The 17,624-nt window shown below is 41.5% G+C and carries 14 protein-coding genes; 13 read left to right on the top strand and 1 reads right to left on the bottom strand.

What is annotated here, in order from left to right; genetic code table 11:
• The first annotated feature begins 1 nt into the window (after nucleotide 1).
• Both K9M07_01305 and K9M07_01300 read left to right on the top strand, forming a co-directional pair.
• Complete coding sequence (locus tag K9M07_01305) at nucleotides 2-2,038, top strand: hypothetical protein (protein MCF7851859.1); 2,037 nt, start codon at nucleotides 2-4, stop codon at nucleotides 2,036-2,038.
• A 350-nt stretch (nucleotides 2,039-2,388) separates the two neighbouring features.
• A complete protein-coding gene (locus K9M07_01300; GenBank protein ID MCF7851858.1) occupies nucleotides 2,389-4,215 on the top strand; it encodes a hypothetical protein in 1,827 nt (608 codons plus the stop codon).
• 1 nt (nucleotide 4,216) lies between these two features.
• Here K9M07_01300 and tsaB read toward each other — a convergent pair whose 3' ends face one another.
• Nucleotides 4,217-4,747, bottom strand: coding sequence for a tRNA (adenosine(37)-N6)-threonylcarbamoyltransferase complex dimerization subunit type 1 TsaB (gene tsaB, locus K9M07_01295; GenBank protein MCF7851857.1), 531 nt, complete (start codon nucleotides 4,745-4,747; stop codon nucleotides 4,217-4,219).
• A 632-nt stretch (nucleotides 4,748-5,379) separates the two neighbouring features.
• On the opposite strand from tsaB, the gene lon reads away from it, so the two are divergent.
• The 11 genes from lon to K9M07_01240 all read left to right on the top strand — a co-directional run bounded on the left by lon (nucleotide 5,380) and on the right by K9M07_01240 (nucleotide 17,514).
• Nucleotides 5,380-7,752, top strand: coding sequence for an endopeptidase La (lon, locus tag K9M07_01290; protein ID MCF7851856.1), 2,373 nt, complete (start codon nucleotides 5,380-5,382; stop codon nucleotides 7,750-7,752).
• Nucleotides 7,753-7,807: 55 nt separating this feature from the next.
• Nucleotides 7,808-9,694, top strand: coding sequence for a putative DNA binding domain-containing protein (locus tag K9M07_01285; GenBank protein ID MCF7851855.1), 1,887 nt, complete (start codon nucleotides 7,808-7,810; stop codon nucleotides 9,692-9,694).
• A gap of 88 nt (nucleotides 9,695-9,782) precedes the next feature.
• Nucleotides 9,783-10,289, top strand: a complete 507-nt coding sequence (locus tag K9M07_01280; GenBank protein MCF7851854.1) for an adenylyltransferase/cytidyltransferase family protein — start codon at nucleotides 9,783-9,785, stop codon at nucleotides 10,287-10,289.
• Nucleotides 10,290-10,459: 170 nt separating this feature from the next.
• Nucleotides 10,460-11,590: a rhomboid family intramembrane serine protease gene (locus tag K9M07_01275; protein ID MCF7851853.1), complete on the top strand. Its 1,131-nt coding sequence runs from the start codon at nucleotides 10,460-10,462 to the stop codon at nucleotides 11,588-11,590.
• Between the two features lie 21 nt (nucleotides 11,591-11,611).
• Nucleotides 11,612-12,523 (top strand): ribonuclease Z, encoded by a 912-nt coding sequence (locus K9M07_01270; protein ID MCF7851852.1) that lies wholly within the window; start codon nucleotides 11,612-11,614, stop codon nucleotides 12,521-12,523.
• 80 nt (nucleotides 12,524-12,603) lie between these two features.
• Nucleotides 12,604-13,191, top strand: coding sequence for a hypothetical protein (locus K9M07_01265; protein ID MCF7851851.1), 588 nt, complete (start codon nucleotides 12,604-12,606; stop codon nucleotides 13,189-13,191).
• Between the two features lie 64 nt (nucleotides 13,192-13,255).
• On the top strand, nucleotides 13,256-14,548 hold the full coding sequence (locus tag K9M07_01260; protein MCF7851850.1) for a hypothetical protein: 1,293 nt from the start codon (nucleotides 13,256-13,258) through the stop codon (nucleotides 14,546-14,548).
• 88 nt (nucleotides 14,549-14,636) lie between these two features.
• Nucleotides 14,637-14,993 (top strand): hypothetical protein, encoded by a 357-nt coding sequence (locus tag K9M07_01255; GenBank protein MCF7851849.1) that lies wholly within the window; start codon nucleotides 14,637-14,639, stop codon nucleotides 14,991-14,993.
• 250 nt (nucleotides 14,994-15,243) lie between these two features.
• On the top strand, nucleotides 15,244-16,161 hold the full coding sequence (locus K9M07_01250; protein ID MCF7851848.1) for a hypothetical protein: 918 nt from the start codon (nucleotides 15,244-15,246) through the stop codon (nucleotides 16,159-16,161).
• A gap of 220 nt (nucleotides 16,162-16,381) precedes the next feature.
• Nucleotides 16,382-16,729, top strand: coding sequence for a hypothetical protein (locus K9M07_01245; protein ID MCF7851847.1), 348 nt, complete (start codon nucleotides 16,382-16,384; stop codon nucleotides 16,727-16,729).
• 11 nt (nucleotides 16,730-16,740) lie between these two features.
• Nucleotides 16,741-17,514 (top strand): hypothetical protein, encoded by a 774-nt coding sequence (locus K9M07_01240; GenBank protein MCF7851846.1) that lies wholly within the window; start codon nucleotides 16,741-16,743, stop codon nucleotides 17,512-17,514.
• Nucleotides 17,515-17,624: the final 110 nt, after the last annotated feature.

Raw genomic sequence — 17,624 nt, 5'->3', positions numbered from 1 at the left:
TATGGCAAGTGTATTGGATATAACATCAGGTTCAGGAAGGCTTAATCATTCTGAAGCAGCTGCGCCCCCTGCGGCCCCCTTAAAGCTCAGTTGCTTAAGAAGAGAATGGCTTCAGGTTTCAAGTTTTCTGCCTATTCAAGATGCCTTGAACCTATTATCCGCTGGTTTAATTTGTCGTTATTTAGACGAAGATGAACGGCGATTGAACTTCATAAATGCCGTTAAACTTGGCTATGGGGCTTATCTTGAATCTTATCCAATAAATGGAGCGTATCATCTTGAGTCTTATCCAATAAAAAGGATTAGCAATATAGCAGATGTAGCGTTGAATGACCGAAAAAGGATTAGCGGCATAGTAGATATGGCATTGAATGACCGAGAAAGGATTAGTAACATAGCAGATATGGCATTGGATTACCGAGAGAGGTTATTTGCCTTTATTAAAGAGTATAGAGAGTTGTCCGAGGATTCTTGTCCGTATACTAAAGAGAATGAAGATGAAATATTGAGAATATTAAAGGATCCAATCACTAGCGCATCTATAAATACGCCGGCTATAAATCAGCTGGTGGTCTTAGCAAGTAAATATGGATTGTTAAATATTGTTCGAAAGGTCATTGATATTCCCGAACTGAGCCATCCATTGCGATGCGGGGCTATAGCGGCAGCAATAAGACAAGATGCCATCGATTTTATGAGAACAATTATCAGCAAAGGTAAAATTAAAAGAAATGATCTCGCCTCAATTCTTATTGAGGCTATCCCTGCTCATGGGGGTGTTGTTGAGGACGTTTGTGCTCGGATACCTTGGGCGGAAGGTAATTTAAGCCGTATTGCAATTGGAGCGATAGAAAAGAAGGCAGCCAAGTTCGCATGGAAAATGTTTGATTCGGGCCTGATGGAGGCATTTCCAAAAGATCGACTCATATTTCTAGCCGATGTTTTACTTAAACAACCAATCAATCGCGTCATGGAATTTATGCAACATCCGGTATTGCCATTATTGAAAAGCCAGGCTCCGGACCACTATTATCATTTTATCTCAGGTGTTATATTACGCGTCTTAGAAGCCATTGAAAAGGAAACAAGCGGTGCGAGAAAAGGCATGCTCATCGATTTTGCACGCGATATGATGCAAATGAATGAAATAGGCGTAGGGGGTCAATTAAAAATCTTTGTGGAGATAATCCATCTTGCAAGTCTAGAAACAAAAGCTGATTTAAGGGCAGGAATATTGGGTTGTGCTAAAGCCATTGTTAATAGCGAAGTGATGGATGAGGAGGCGGGGCGAAAAACTGCTCTTATTGCTGCAATAGGCGGCATTAAAAAGGTAGAAAATGCTGATATCCAAAATGACATTCTCAATTTGGCAAAGAGCATATTAAGAAGTAGAGCAAACAGTGGGGGCGTCTTATCAGTGCCGCTCAGAGCTGTGCTTGAAGTAGCACAAGAGGCAAAAACAGCTGAAACACAAGTAAGGGCATTAGATTTTGCTTGGGAGCTTTTGTCTAGTCTTTCTCCGGATAATCCGGATCAGTTAACGCATTCTTTACGACTTGCGATTCGTGTTGCCGAATCTGCACAAAATATTGAAATACAAACAGATGCAATAGTTTTAGCCAGAGCACTTTTTGAGAGGGCAGAAACGGATGAAATAAGCCGAAATAATGCTTTAAGCGCTATGTTATCTGCAGTGGCAAAGGCGAAAAACTCTAAAATACAGGCTCATATGATGGATTTTGCTAGGGATATCTATGAATTGGGGGTTTTCAGGGTTGGAGCCATGTGTGGATCGGATGGTGGAAGTGTTTTTATACTTGCTATAAGAGCTGCAGTCAGTGCACATCACGTTGAAATAAAAAAAGATGCAGAAGCGTTGGCGTGGGGCATTTTAAAGAGAGAGGACGTAATCATTGGAGAATCCTCAATAGTGGAAGCTATAGGTATTGCAGATGAAAAAGATAAGGCATTAGCAATGGAAATTTTTAGAGAAAGCAGGGCTAGGTTTAATGACGTTGCAGAATCTGTTTTTAGCTAACATACTCATTATTAGTTTTTAATATTCTGTGCCTCTCTTTTCTTGTTAACATCCTTATAGTCAACGACCTGATGGTTTATTAAAAACATACTTCTCCTATTTTTTAAATAAAAAAATATGATATAATTAAAATTATAATTAGTAACTAACGGTTAATTATGGCAAGCGTTTCGGATACGATAGCATCAATGTTGGGTTGGTCTTCACCCCCTCCAGATTCGGGAATAACTAAATTTTTAAGATCTAGAGAACGGTATCAGATTCTAGAGCAGCTACCTATCCAAGCCGCGTTAAAGCTATTATGTAGCGGTCCAATTTGCCTTTATTTAGAGAGAAGTGACGCACGGCGATTGGATTTTATAAAAGCCGTTAAACTTGGCTATGGGGCTTATCTTGAGTTTTATCCAATAAATAGTGCCCAACTCGTTCAAAGAATTAGCAACATAGCAGACATGGCATTGAATTACCGAGAGCGGTTGTTTGCCTTTATTAAAGAGTATAAAGGATTACCCGAGGGTTCTTGCCCGTATACTAAAGAGAATGAAGATGAAATATTGAGAATATTAAAAAAACCAACTAGGGAACCTAGAGATATACATCGACTACTATCCTTAGCAAATAAATATGGATTATTAAACATTATTCGGGAATTGATCCATTTTCCGAGTGTAGACGATGAGTTGCGATGCGGGGCTATAGAAGCTGCAGTGAAGCAGGGTGTGTTCGATTTCGCAACAGAAATATTTGATGTTTTAGAGGAAAGTCTAAGCTCTAAACCCCCACGGGATCAATTGAGATTTTTACCGAGAGCCCTAAAAGAAATGTCAATCGATTTCATAAAGAAATTTATGGAAACTCCAAAATTAATAGAATTAAGGGCAAGAGATGAGGATAATCTTTTTATTGCAGGGCTTGTACCGGGCGTCTTAGAGGTTTGTAAAAGGGAAGAAGCTCCTGAAACAAAATGTAGCTTACTGGGTTTTGCTCGCGAAATGGTGCTCGCGAATAGAATAAGTGCACACTCTAAACTTTGCGTACTTGATCGGATCATTCCTATTGCAATACAAGAAACAATGCTGCCTTCCATTGCATTAACATTTGGTTTTGCAAGAGAAATAGCCGGTAGTATCGTGCATGAGAATCCACGATATCGAGAACAGATTGTGGCTAACCTAATACCTGCTATGGGAACTGTGGAAAATGTAGACATCCAAGATGAAATACTCAAGTTTGCAAGAGAAATTTTTCATGGTGGGGTGATTGGGCTGTTGCGATTTGACATTATTAATAAGGCAGCTTCTGTTGCCAAAGATATAGAAAGCGCCGCTATCCGCAATGCCGTATTTGGTTTTGCTAGAGAAATTTTAGCAGGAGGCGAAAACGCTCAATGTAATATATTAAGCTCTCTAGGTGTGGCTTTTAGTACAGCAAGGAGTGCAAAGACAGCTGAAATACAATCAGATGCAATAGTTTTCGCGCGTGAAATTTTTTCAGGTGTGACTGAAGAGAGCCACAGTGAATTAACTTGGATTTTACAAGGTGCTATTCGTCTCATACCTAAAGCTAAAAGTGTTGGATTACAGGAAGAGGCAATAAGTTTTGCGACAGCAATTTTTAAGAGAGCAGACATCAGCGAAATACACAGGAAAGCTATTTTAGAAAGCCTGTTATTTGCGGTAAGCGAAGCAAAAACTCCTGTCATACAAGAGTATATTATGGGTTTTGCACAGCATGTGTATGGACTCGGTGTCTTTAAGGGTGCAGCTGTGAGTGAAGGAGAAGCCGTTGAATCAGATAGTGATTCGGATGAGGATGACGACGATGGTGGATTGGGTAATGACGAATTGGATGCCGGAACGGTTTTAGAATATGCGGTTACTGCCGCAGTGAGTGCTCAAACAGATTTAGTAAAAGAATCTGCAATAAGGGTTGCAAGAGAAGTTATGGTTAGGGGCGATCTAACCTTTAACCATAGCTCGATCTTTAAGGCTATAGAAGTTGCAAAGGCAAAGGATAGGCCATTAGCGCGAGAAGTCTTTAAGCAAATGGAAGAAAGGCTAGATCCTTGGCGAAAACAACATTATGCTCAATTACTGGACCAAGAGTCGGACGGAAGAATGAAAGCGCCGCGTTCATCTTCTTGGTGTTCTTTTGGGAAAAGAGCACACTTTGGATAAATCATCCCGGATTCTTCAAATAGAGAACTTCCACTTCATTGTATTGCACCCTGGGAACTTGAGATAGGTATGCTGCGATAAAAGGGAAATGAATCGGGACTTGATCTGTATCACAGGCATTGTCCGGACAATAATCGAGTAGTTCGGGGGGGTGAAACAAAGTTTGCTCCCCTTCTTTTTTTCCTTTCATCACATAATATTGAGAAGATCGAGCATCTCTTACAAGAGTAAATGTCGGAAGAGAGGGGGTAAATAAGATCATGGAATTAAAAGGGATAAGGGGTTTTTTGAGTCCAAAGGCAAGGGTCTTTGCCACCATCACACCGATACGGGTTCCGGTAAAAGATCCGGGACCCACTCCAATTGCAATCTCTTGAATCTCTTCTTTTTTGCAATGCGATTCCGTTAGCAATTTTTCAATTTCCACAATCAATTGGTGAGATTTTGAGGTTGTCTTCGAATAGGCGATCAGGTTTTGACCTCGAAAGAGGGCAAGGTGTTGTGTCTGAGAAGAGGTATCAATCAGTAGCATGAACATGGCAATGATTATAAACCAAAAGGATAGTTTCTTTCTCGTCAAAAAATGGCGATTAGGGTAATAGAATTTTTTTGGGCGCTAAATCGTATTGTCATGAGGAAGCTCTTTGGCTTGCAATCTCATGGCGGGATGAGCTAAGCTCGACTTTGCAACTTGTTGGGCCCGCCTGCCTCGATCTTTTGCTCTCGGACGCTCGACCTATGGTCGAACTAGGAGATTATTAAAACCGGGAAGGGGTAAAAACCCCCTTCCCGGTTTTAATAACTCCTCCGAAAACAAATATCTCGAGGCCTTCGGGCCCACAATAAGTTACAAAGTCGAGCTAAAGTAAAAAAAAGATTTTTTGAGGCTCTTTGATTCTTCATTTTCAAAATGGGGGTATTGAGCTTTTTTTTTAGAGCTGATAGATTAGCTTCTAATCTTTTTGAGGGATTAATTTGGAAGACAGCGAAGACGATAAAGACAAAAAAAAGAAAAAGAAACAGCGCCGGAAAGAAGAGCAGGAGCCTATTCCCGATTCAGAGAGCGAAGCGCCTGAGTTTATTGAAGAGGGCGAGGCTTTAATTGGAAAACCGGAAAAACCGCTAAAACCGGATGAGCTTCCCGATAAACTCTTTATCTTGCCGATGACTAGACGTCCCTTCTTCCCCGGAATGGCAGCGCCGCTTGTGATTGAACCCGGACCTTTTTATGAAGTTCTCAAGACGGTATCGCGGACAAAGCACAAGTTACTTGGATTGTTTCTCACCCATAATGAAGACGTCGATATCTATAAAGTAAAGGGAAAAGAGCTCTTCCAAGTTGGAGTAGCCGCTCGTATTTTACGCATTATCCCTATGGAGCAGGGGGGCGCGCAGGTCGTCCTCAATATGGAAAAAAGGGTGATCATTAAGAAAACGATCTCTTCGGGTAAAGCTCTTTCTGCCTCCGTCAAATACCATCTTGAGCCTCCTGCCGATAAAAATTCTAAAATGCTTAAAGCGTATTCGATTAGCATTGTCACGACGATCAAAGAGCTTTTAAAGCTCAATCCCCTTTTTAAAGAAGAGCTTCAGATTTTTCTTGGTCACTCAGATTTTACCGAACCGGGTAAACTCGCTGATTTTGCCGTTGCTTTGACAACAGCATCAAGAGAAGAGCTGCAAGATGTCCTTGAGACATTTGATATTCCGGAGAGGATCGATAAAGCACTTGCTCTATTGAAGAAAGAGCTTGATCTTTCCAAATTGCAGAGCAGTATCAATCAAAAGATCGAAGCAACGGTCTCTAAAACACAGCGCGAGTTCTTCTTAAGAGAGCAACTGAAAACCATCAAAAAAGAACTCGGGATTGAAAAGGACGATAAGACATGCGATGTTGAAAAATTTCAAAATCGCATCGAAAAATTACACGTGCCCCCCGAAGCGATGGAGGTGATTAGCGAGGAAGTTGAGAAGTTGGGTGTCCTCGATATTCAATCAGCCGAATATGCCGTATGCCGCAATTACCTAGATTGGTTGACTATTATCCCTTGGGGTATGAAAAGTGAAGAGACCCATCACCTCGAACAAGCCAAAGAAGTGCTCGAAAAGGATCACTATGGCCTCAAAGACATCAAGGAGCGCATTCTCGAGTTTATCAGCGTAGGCCAGCTTTGCGGTGGTGTCAAAGGGAGTATTATTTGCTTTGTTGGACCGCCGGGTGTGGGGAAAACGAGTATTGGAAAGAGTATAGCAAAATCGCTCAATCGCAAATTTTATCGTTTCTCTGTTGGGGGAATGCGTGATGAAGCGGAGATCAAAGGTCATCGCCGCACTTATGTAGGAGCAATGCCCGGAAAATTGATCCAAGCCCTTAAAGCATGTGGCACCATGAACCCCGTCATTATGCTCGATGAGGTCGATAAAATGGGAGCAAGCTATCAAGGTGATCCCGCATCTGCCCTTCTTGAAGTTCTTGATCCCGAACAAAATAAGGACTTTTTAGATCACTTCCTCGACGTTCGTACCGATTTGTCGGATGTCCTTTTTATCGTCACGGCGAATGTGCTCGATACCATTCCTTCTCCTCTGAGAGATCGGATGGAAATCATGCGTCTTTCGGGCTATATCATGGATGAAAAGGTGCAAATTGCAAAAAAATATCTCATCCCTCGCAACCGCAAAGAAATGGGACTGAAAAAAGACGAAGTCGATTTCACCATTGGCGGCATTCGCAAAATTGCCAATGATTATGCGCGCGAATCCGGTGTGCGCGGTCTTGAGAATAATATCAAAAAGATTTTGCGTAAGGTTGCGAAAGATCTCGTTGAATCTAAGGAAAAGGGGAAAAAGAAAGTCCCTCCCGTTAAAGTGACCGACGATAAAGTCGAAGAGTATCTCGGACAACCCGTCTTTATGTCGGAAAAATATTACGAGCGTGCTCCGGTCGGTGTTTGTATGGGACTTGCTTGGACATCACTTGGAGGAATGACACTCTATATCGAGTCGGTCAAAACGCCTTCAGATAAAGTATCTATGAAGCTCACAGGGCAAGCCGGCGATGTGATGAAGGAGTCTTCTGAAATTGCTTGGACCTACCTCAATAGCGAGTTTAAACGCTATGCGCCTAAGGGCAATTTTTTTGATAATTATAAAGTGCATATCCATATTCCTGAAGGAGCAACGCCTAAAGACGGCCCTTCTGCAGGGGTGACAATGGTGACCTCGCTGTTATCGCTCTTACTTGATCAACCCATACTCAAAGATTTGAGCATGACAGGTGAAATTACCCTAAAAGGTAAGGTACTACCCATTGGAGGAGTGAAGGAGAAGCTCATCGCTGCACGCCGCTCAGGTGTGAAGACGATCATTTTCCCAAAAACGAATAAGCCTGATTACGATAAGCTCCCCGCGTATCTCAAAAAGGGGCTCACAGTTCATTTTGTCGATCACTATGATGAAATTTTTGCCATTGCATTTCCTCGCAATGCAGAAAAAATCAAAGCTACCGTGTCCCCAAGGAAAAGAAAGACAAAATAAATAATATTTTATATATTCCATCCACAATTTTAATAAATTTGTGAATGGTTTTATCATGGTATCATCTAGAAATTCTATCCGTCTAAATGAGATTAGATCTCAATTGCTATTAGAAGAGGGAGAAGATATTGAATTTAAATCAGCCAAAGGTGGATTGCCTAAAAGTTTGTGGGAAACTTATAGTGCAATGGCCAATTCATTTGGCGGAATGATTTTATTAGGGGTTGAAAATGATGGGCAAATCAGTGGCGTATCAAAGATTGATCAAATAAAAAAAGATTTTTGGAATACAATTAATAATCGCGGTAAGGTTAGCGTTAATTTATTAAGTCAAGAGCATTTAAGGGTTATTGAAACAGCTAAGGGATTAATATTATCTATCCATATTCCTCGTGCTAAATATTTTCAAAAACCAATTTTTATAGGACAAAATCCCTTTTTAGGAACATATCGACGGAATTTTGATGGGGATTATCATTGTACGCAACAAGAGATCATTCACATGTTAGCAGATCGTTCTGAATACTCAGCAGATCAACGTATAATTCCATATGCAACAATAAATGATTTGGATTTAGCCAGTATAAGGCAATACAGACAGAGATTTGCTTCTCATAAACCGACACATCCATGGTTGGAAGAGGATGATAAAAAATTTTTATCTAAATTAGGTGCCTATAGATATTCACGAGAAACGGAGCAAGAAGGAGTTACTATTGCAGGTCTTTTAATGTATGGTCAGGAGCAAATTTTAAAGGAAGCGATCCCTCAATATCAAGTTGATTTTCGAGAAAAATTATCAAATGATCCACATGTTCGTTGGACTGATCGCTTGACGCTTGATGGAACCTGGTCGGGAAATTTATACCAATTTTATATTAGGGTCATACAAAAATTAAATGCTGACTTGAAAATACCATTTCAACTTGATGCTGAGTTATTTCGCAGGGGAGAAAGTGGTGTTCATATTGCAATTAGAGAGGCCTTAGTAAATGCTCTTATTCATGCTGATTATTCCGGTCAGGGTGGTATCATCATTGAAAAATATCCGGATCGTTTTGAGTTGTCTAATCCCGGAGCCCTATTGATATCTATTGATCAACTTTGGCGTGGTAATGTAAGCGAATGTAGAAATAAGGCTTTACAAACCATGTTTATGATGATTGGTGCAGCTGAAAAAGCTGGATCAGGAGTAGACAAAATATGCAAAGGGTGGGAATCTCAGCATTGGCGTAAACCTATTATGAGAGAGCAAGTGCAGCCCGATCGAATACTGTGGATTCTTCCAATGATTAGCTTAATCCCTGATACTTCTCTTATTCGACTTAAAAATATTTATCGGTCTGAATTCGAGCAATTTCAACCATTAGAAATTCAAGCCTTAGTGACAGCAGATGTAGAAGGATATGTTGATAACATGAGAATGTGTGAAATCACCGGGAAACATACTGCGGATATGACGCGACTTCTTCAAGATCTCGTGAGTAGGGGGCTTTTACGGCAAAATGGTAAAGGTCGGTGGACTCGATATTCTATTCCTTCCCAATTCCACTCCGTACATTTGGACTCTGACTCCGTACATTTGGACCCTGACTCCGTACATTTGGACCCTGACTCCGTACATTTGGACCCTGACTCCGTACATTTGGAGGAGGAAGAAATGTATATAATCGCTCAGACTGCAAGGGAAATGAAAAAGTTGTTTTCGGAAGACATGGAACAGATGATTTTAAAACTATGTAAAGGGCGCTGGATTAATCGAAAACAGTTAGGAAATATTCTTCAGAGGAACCCGGATGCCTTGCGCTCCAGATTTCTTACATCCATGGTTAGAAAGGATTTACTTAGACTGCGCTATCCTGATAAACCGAACCGGGTTGATCAAGCCTATACGATAGCATCTGAAGGAATTGCAAAATTAAAAGAGGTTATACCGAAATAAATTGAAGAATTGAAGAATTGGTTTTTGTTATAACATCTTTCGACATATACTGGTTCCGGTTCAATGACCTCTATTTTAAGTTATAGTTATGACGCTTGATTTTTTTACTGACCAAAAGGTGATCCATCCCGACAAGATTATAGAGCATGTCCGGGGATTAAAGGCCAATGGCCATCGGATTGTCACGTTGAACGGCTCCTTTGATTTGCTCCATGCGGGGCATTTATTTATTCTCTATGAGGCTAAGCGTCAAGGAGATCTGCTGTGCGTTGCCCTCAATAGCGATGCCTCGATTCAAGCATATAAATCACCCGATCGTCCAATCATTTCTCTCAAAGAGAGAATGCAAATGATGGCTGCTCTTGAGGTGGTTGATCTCGTGACTTGGTTTGATGAACTAGATCCGCGTGAGATCCTCAAGAAAATTCGCCCCGATGTCCATGTTAATGGAGCTGAATATACTGAAAATTGTATCGAAGCAGAATGTGTCAGAGAAATAGGGGCAAGACTCCATTTAGCGCCGCGCATCCCGGCCCTCTCTACTTCCGATATCATCAAAAAAATCGTCTCTTGTGAGCGGGAGGCTAGGCTGTAATCTCCCCGGATCCAAGCGGGGAGTTCATGTGGTTAACCACGCGTAGCCCATATTTCTTAACCGTCAAAAAATCGCCTCTATTTATGGGGGTGAGTTTGTAATCCTTGCAAAGTTTATCGCAAATTGGGATGCTGGGCAATATCAAGATTCAGTAGGTTTTTGGCCTTTTTATGCGATTAGTTGCCACTTTTGAAGAAAGAGATCAAGCTCGACGCTATTATTACCACCTATCGAGCGAGGGGGTTCATGCCCTTTTTGAGCTCGATGGGGAAAAATATCAGGTTTGGGTTTACAAAGAAGAAGATATCGATAAAGCCAAAACCATTCTTGAAGAATTCAATAAAGCTCCTCATGATTCCAAATTTGATATCGCAGATGATGCTCAAATCGCTCAGCCCACTGAACCTGTGGAAATTTCTGAGGATCCTGTTTTTCTTGCGCGCATGCAAGAGATGCGGCAAAAACTGAGCGCCAAGCCCCTCTATTCTCATATTGTAGCTTCTTTTACGAAGGGAATCATATTCTTGTGCGTCATCCTATTTGCCCTCTCAGGATGGCAGCGCTATCAGCTCGCTAAGGATCTCCCCGATCAAAAGGAGCCGGTCGCTCTTTTCACCCCCATTGAAAACTATCTCCTCTTCAATCGGCCCGTCCCCATCAACGTAGAGCTCGAGATGGAACCGAAAGAACAAGAGGCTCTCATTGAAGAGGCTAAGCAACAACATATCTGGGTTGGCTTCTACTATATTCTATTAAATTGGCCCGCTTCGAAGGGGGCTTTTTCCGCACCGCTATTTACTGATATTCTTCATGGGCAGGTTTGGCGCCTTTTCACTCCGATTATACTCCACGGTGGGTTTTTACATATTTTGTTTAATATGATGTGGGTGTGGCTTCTCGGTAAACAGATTGAAGAGAGGCTTGGCAAATGGCGCTATGTATTGATGATCCTCATCATTGCCCTCGTTTCTAATGTCGCTCAGTATCTGATGGTTGGACCTGCCTTCCTCGGTTTTTCCGGGGTGATCTGTGGTTTTGCCGGGTTTATTTGGATACGGCAAAAGGTCGCTCCATGGGAAGGCTACCCCTTGCAGAAAGGGGCGGCTCTTTTTTTAGCTATTTTTGTGCTTGGAATTGCAGCCCTCCAACTGGTATCATTTCTGCTAAAAATAATGAACGTTGCCGACTTTCCGATTCAAATTGCCAACACCGCCCATTTTATGGGGGCAATCGTTGGGATTCTTTTAGCGAAAACAAATCTATTTGCTCGCAAAAAGCATGAGAGTGGCGCCTCCCATTAATCCTTTCAAAGTAGATATTCAATGAGCGTTAGAGATCTCATCATATTGGGAACATCCTCACAGCAGCCTACGCGCAAGCGCAACCATGGGGCGTATCTTTTGCGCTGGAATAATGAAGGGCTTTTATTTGATCCGGGTGAAGGAACGCAGCGGCAATTTATCTTTGCCGATGTGGCACCGCCCTGCGTTACCCGCATTTTTATTAGTCATTTCCATGGAGATCATTGCTTGGGGCTCGGTTCCATGCTAATGCGCCTCAACCTCGATAAAGTAAAACATCCCATTCACTGTTATTATCCGGCCAGTGGAAAAAAGTATTTCGATCGCCTCCGCTATAGCACAAGCTACCATGAGACAATTAAGGTTATTGAGCATCCTATTGAACATGAGGGTGTTGTGCATCAAGATCAATCTTTTGTCATTGAAGCCCGGTTTCTCAAGCATGGCATTCACAACATCGCCTACCGAGTGACTGAGCCCGATGAACTTAAATTTGATAAGGAAAAGCTCAAAGCTCGAGGCATTCGCGGGATAGCGATGAGAGAGCTTCTCGAACATAAAAAAATAACGATTGGAGATCAAACGGTTTTGATTGAAGAGGTGAGCCGGATTCGTAAAGGGGATAGCTTTGCCATTGTGCTTGATACTAAGCCATGTCAAGCGGCAATCGAGATTGCTAAGGGAGCTAAGTTATTGCTTTGTGAGGCGACGTATCTCAATGAACATAAGCATCTTGCCGAAGAGTACCTTCATCTCACAGCCGCTCAAGCGGCTGAAATTGCCCAAAGCGCAGGAGTCCAACAGCTTGTTTTAACACATTACTCAGCCCGCTATTCTGATTCGAAGAGGCATGAAGAAGAAGCACAAAAGATTTTTCCTCACACGATCGCTGCTGAAGATATTATGAACATTCCATTTCCTAAAACAACATAATTAAAATAATACTTACTATAGTTTTTTAATTATCAACGGTTTATAATTATTACATAATAATATAATAAGGACCGTTAAATATGGCTCATTTAACTTTTGGGGTTAATGACTCCCTCTCTAGGGTTGATTTGACTAAATCATTGCAACCTCAACAGTCACAATTCCTTAAAAAAACCGTACTTATTTCAGCGATCGCATTAGCAGCCATTGCTCTTACGGCGATTCCTTTAGTCACATGTGCCGTTTGCATGTCGGCCTCCTCGGTGATTGCGATAGGATCATTTTATCTAACAAAACCTGCGCTTCTAGGTATTATTGGGGGCATCATGGCCTTAGCTACTTTGGTCTTCTCATGGAAAAATGCCTCAAGCGATTCCAATATTTCTAAAGACCTATCAAATACGAGTGGATTCAGCTTTGGTGAATATCCCCAATTGCAAGCTCCCTATGAGACATACATAGCCGGGACGGTCGAGCCTATGCTTAGTGGGTATGGGAGAAAATTAGGCCCTTGTACAGCGTTTAATATCGAACGAATGGATAATAAAATAACTGTGGAAGGCACTTATGATGAGGTAGATATAGGGTGTAACTTCCCGACTGGCGTAAGTTGCTCAGTCTATATGACATATGATAGATCTCACAATGAATTTACATTTGGAAAATAGTTAAAAAATAATTATAGATATGTTACAATTAATATAATAAAAATTAACAAAAGTTATAAAAACTATGTCAGTGTCAAGTTTGCCTTCTCCTACAAGCTCCTCTTCACCGGTTAGCGAGCAAAAGCCTTTTTATGAAAGCCGTAATATACGTCTTGCCGCAGTCATTTCGACTGTTGCAACAGCGATTATTTTTGGGGCTGTTGCCCTCTTAATTGCAAATCCCGTGACACTTCCCGTCATAGGCGCTTTAGTTCTGACAGTTGCAGCTTATAAAGTGGCTGCTATCGTGTCGGGAGTAGCCGCTGCAGTTATCTTAGGCGCTTTCTATTTAAAGCACCAAAGCTCTAACCAAGCCCTAGAGGCGGCCGCAGTTTTTGATGCGATTGCGGGGGATGCATGTGATGTGGAGGCCGCTCTAGATGCTAGATCGATAGCCGATTCCGGGGAAAGAAGCCCTGTTTCAACATTAAGTGCTTCCGACGGTGGAGATAATGAGACAGTGAGTGTTGGTGGGTTTTCTGAAGGAATTAGTAGAGATGGAGATGACTTAGATGGTAGTGCTTCAATAGCTGGGAGTGATCATGCTTCTCCAGATGAGTTGGAGTTTTATCATCAAGACCGTCTTTCGCAAAGGGTTGATGGAAATATAGTTGATAACGAATTTTTAGGTGAATTAGGTCGTGGAAATTTTCATAAAGACGATGACTCGGGAGAGGTTTTTGAACTGAGAGCATTTAATATTAATGGCAAAAAAATTGATGATCCGGAATTTACTAGGAAAAAAAATCCGGAAGAAACAGAAGCGGAATCAGGTTCAATGATAGAAGACGGTAAAATCGCATATCGATGTTTAAGAGAAAAGTACAAAGAGGCTATTAAGGCTGTTGTTTCAGATCCGGAGCTACAAAATGAAATATTGGAGTATGCTCTAGAGTGTGCCCATGTGGCATCGATTGCGGAGGGGATTATTTTTATAAGCGGTAAATTGGGCGAAAAAGACCTGTATATGCACCAGGTTATAGGTGAACATTCCCAAAGGTTTAATTTGGTTACTACCGGAGGCAATCTTGAGTTTAGTATTGAGTATGACTGTCAAATTGTTAGAGGTGAGGATGTGAGTGCCAATCTTAAAGGTGACACACTTGTTGTTAAGCATGACTTGCGTGATCGATCTAAAAAGACAGGGGAGTGTGATTTTGCGAGAAAAGCTGCACAAATCATCAGCGACGTAAACAGTTCGAGATTGGAATTAAAAGAAGAAGCTGCTGACTCCCCCTTCACTTCAAGAGGGGAGATATCTGAAGCGTTTTTAGAAGCATTCATAAAAGAGACAGATGCAGTTCCGGAAATCATTTAATTTTTTTGTGCAACATATTTAGTGTCAGTTAAATATGGAATATGAAAGTGAGCTTTGGTGTTTGGTAAATTAAAAATTCGAGGGATTTATGCCGGATTTTTCTATTAATTCTACTAGCTCGCACCTCCCTAAGGTGCCTTCTGAAGCGGAATCAGATCGTTTGTTAGATTCCTTGAAACCTTTGACTATTGGTGAGTTTACAGTGCGGATCAGGGACATAGAGGTTCGACTTGATCGATTTAAAGGGGATGAAAGCGAAAAGAGTAAAGTGATGATATCTGCGACCCAACTTTTTGCTCCTCATTTCAAAGGGGCTGAAATGACAGAGGCTCAACGGCGCTATATACAGTTCATCCCTAAGGATCTCATGAACCTTTGCTATACGCCTGATAGCTTGGAGATGGAAAAGTGGAATTTCAGACGGCTAAAAATAGCTGAACCGTAATAGATTGAGGGTGAGTTGGTTATAAATAATTTATAGACAATGGGTTGCAGTAGGCTATCGGTGATCGGCTTTTTGAATACGTGATTTATAGTTGTAAACAACTTAAGTTCAATATTATACAGTTAAATTCAAGTTTTGACTATTATCGCTGTTAATTGATAAAAAATTAAATTATTTTTATAATATTATAAAAAAATAAATCAAATTATGCTATAATAAATATATATTAAAATTAAATTAAGGTTAAATTATGAGTTCAGTTGCTTTAAGGTCGTCGGTAAATGAGAGCGGGCCCCTTTTATCCCCTTCGGATGCAGCGGCTGCAAAAGGGTCTAAATATGCGCCTGAGAATTCTTTAAATCCCAAAGCGCAGAGAACAGCTAATGTAATTCGTGTTGTTGCTATTGTTATGATTGCAGCTATAGCTGTTATCGCCTTCGCTCCGGGAGCACCGCTAGCCGCTCTTATCGTTGCCGGGGCGGTCGTAGTATCGGGAATTCCAATCTTGGCTATTGCTGCATCCTTGCTAGACGGATATAAAGTCGCTGAAAAGGTGGATCGAGATGCATCGGCGGCAGTTGGTTTTATAGCAGAGAATAAAGAGGAATTATCAAAAGGAAATGCCCGCTTAGAACTGGATCTTAAATCGATGTTAAAGGATCCTAAAGTCCTATTGAAGGTAATGGATAAGTTTCCTGAAGTTCTCTTAGAGATTCAGAAGAAAGGCAACGATGACATAATCGAGTTGGCTTTGAAAGCTGTGCATCATACAGAGCTACCGCAAGTCATATTGAAGGTAATAGAGAAGTCACCTGAAATTATGATAGATGTCCTAGGTAAAGATTATGTTTCCCCTAAAATCAAAGAAGCTTTCAGAGGTCTGCTGAGTGGTGGTGTAATAAGCCGCAGTATGTCACGGAATCCTAAGTGTGTTCAGGTGCTAGAAGGGTATTGTGAAAAGCTATTAAAAAGAGAAACATCCCAAGCAGTATTTAATGAGTTAGAAAAAGTGTCAAACCATTTAGATAAAGATTCAGACAAAGGTAAAGAAATCTTAGGGGGAATTAATAAGATGTGGGAGAGTGATTCTGTCTGTAGGGAAAAGACTGAATTCTCCGTGGGATGGGACCGCTTTACCGTCGGCCCTGTGCAGTACTTCCATGAATAGAAAGTGATTTAGATGACGGGTTGTAAAAAAAGGATTAGGCTCCTGATAGGGGTCTAATCTTTTTTTTTCACACCGCAACTTCGCTTATTGATTCATAGCGCTTCAGCGCAGCAACTGCCTCCATTCATGGAGGCAGTTTTTTAAATTAAAATTATTTGTTTAGTGTGTTTAGTTAAATTATGTTATAATAAATAATATAAAAATTAACTAAGGTTTAATTATGAGCGCAATTTCAGGTCCGGCTCCAAGGGGAGCCATTATTATGGATTCAGCACCCAAAGGTAAGCTTCAGCAGTTCTTAAACTCAGATGCAGCAAAAACAGCGGCTAGGGTTAGCGCTATAACACTTGGGGTTTTTGCTATAATCGCTATTATGGCTTTTGTTCCGGGAGGGGCACTGGCCGGGTTTGGTGCGATGGCTTTTATATACTTTGGTATTCCAACCGTAGCCGTTTCTGCATTAGCAGTTGCTGCTTCTACATTGGGATTGGAACACTTAAGAAATCATAGAGGGACTCCTGAAGAGAATCTACCGCTTAAAGGAGACAATCAAGGCTCTATTAATTAGTGGATGGATCAATGACGATATCTCCATTAGATGAGAGTTCCGGTTCTCTATTTGCAATCGATTCAATGAAGACGAAACCTTTTTATGGATCGTTTGAGTGCAGCGCTATGGTTAAGGTGGCGATCGTTGGCATAGCGGCGATTGCTCTGATCAGCGCTCTTGTATTCATTCCCGGAGCTCCTTTAGCAGGCATGGCTGTCATAGCATTGGCCGGAGCTTACGCAGGGGCTGCTGTGGTAAGTGGTGTTGCCATTGGGGGGTTAGGGGTGCTTTTTTGTCATAGGAACAGTGGGGCATCCAAGATTCTAAGAGAGAGTCATAAGCTGATCAAAGAGGGTGTGACGTTAGATGATGATCATCTGAAAGGATTGTCATGGGCTCTCAGTCGGTATGATCAAGTGAGTCAAAATGCATTTGTGTCTAGTCAGTTCATTCCATATCTTGAGCGGAACGGAATGCGTGTCGATAGCTATCCCATTCTCAATCAACTCTATAGGGATAACAGAGGGGGGCGGCTTAGAGGATCAGAGGGAGTTGAAATGACTCGTGTTTCACGTCCATTAGATGATTGCATGGTGGCAAGGCCTGTTGCAGATTTCGGAGGAGAAGAAGGTATTGGTGAGCTTCCTCTTATTCACATCGAGAAATTAGGCGTTTATATCAAGCCGGCACGGGAGAGCCATCGGAGAGAAGAGGGTTTAATAGAAGCAAATGCCATGAGATTAGATTTTCTCAAAAGCGAAATAGAGAGTAGGACGGTGATTTTCAGCGTAGTTGTCGCATAAGTTAGAATTTTACACAGCTACCGCCAGCTTGGGTTCAGTTTTACATTTTTCCGGATTTAAAAGCACTTCATTAATCATTTGCCAATTCCTCGTCTCTTTGCTCCACCTAT

Source organism: Simkaniaceae bacterium, from assembly GCA_021734805.1.
In the GTDB taxonomy this organism is placed as follows: Bacteria; Chlamydiota; Chlamydiia; order Chlamydiales; family JACRBE01; genus Amphritriteisimkania.
This window is presented reverse-complemented; position numbering and strand designations above follow the sequence as displayed.

What these genes read in the sequence shown, in the direction of transcription:
- K9M07_01250 (MCF7851848.1), top strand. Translation starts at nt 15,244, where the DNA reads ATGAGTTCAGTTGCTTTAAGGTCGTCGGTAAATGAGAGCGGGCCCCTT.
- K9M07_01275 (MCF7851853.1), top strand. Translation starts at nt 10,460, where the DNA reads ATGCGATTAGTTGCCACTTTTGAAGAAAGAGATCAAGCTCGACGCTAT.
- K9M07_01305 (MCF7851859.1), top strand. Translation starts at nt 2, where the DNA reads ATGGCAAGTGTATTGGATATAACATCAGGTTCAGGAAGGCTTAATCAT.
- K9M07_01280 (MCF7851854.1), top strand. Translation starts at nt 9,783, where the DNA reads ATGACGCTTGATTTTTTTACTGACCAAAAGGTGATCCATCCCGACAAG.
- lon (MCF7851856.1), top strand. Translation starts at nt 5,380, where the DNA reads ATGACTAGACGTCCCTTCTTCCCCGGAATGGCAGCGCCGCTTGTGATT.
- K9M07_01255 (MCF7851849.1), top strand. Translation starts at nt 14,637, where the DNA reads ATGCCGGATTTTTCTATTAATTCTACTAGCTCGCACCTCCCTAAGGTG.
- tsaB (MCF7851857.1), bottom strand. Translation starts at nt 4,747, where the DNA reads ATGCTACTGATTGATACCTCTTCTCAGACACAACACCTTGCCCTCTTT.
- K9M07_01270 (MCF7851852.1), top strand. Translation starts at nt 11,612, where the DNA reads ATGAGCGTTAGAGATCTCATCATATTGGGAACATCCTCACAGCAGCCT.
- K9M07_01260 (MCF7851850.1), top strand. Translation starts at nt 13,256, where the DNA reads ATGTCAGTGTCAAGTTTGCCTTCTCCTACAAGCTCCTCTTCACCGGTT.
- K9M07_01265 (MCF7851851.1), top strand. Translation starts at nt 12,604, where the DNA reads ATGGCTCATTTAACTTTTGGGGTTAATGACTCCCTCTCTAGGGTTGAT.
- K9M07_01240 (MCF7851846.1), top strand. Translation starts at nt 16,741, where the DNA reads ATGACGATATCTCCATTAGATGAGAGTTCCGGTTCTCTATTTGCAATC.
- K9M07_01285 (MCF7851855.1), top strand. Translation starts at nt 7,808, where the DNA reads ATGGTATCATCTAGAAATTCTATCCGTCTAAATGAGATTAGATCTCAA.
- K9M07_01245 (MCF7851847.1), top strand. Translation starts at nt 16,382, where the DNA reads ATGAGCGCAATTTCAGGTCCGGCTCCAAGGGGAGCCATTATTATGGAT.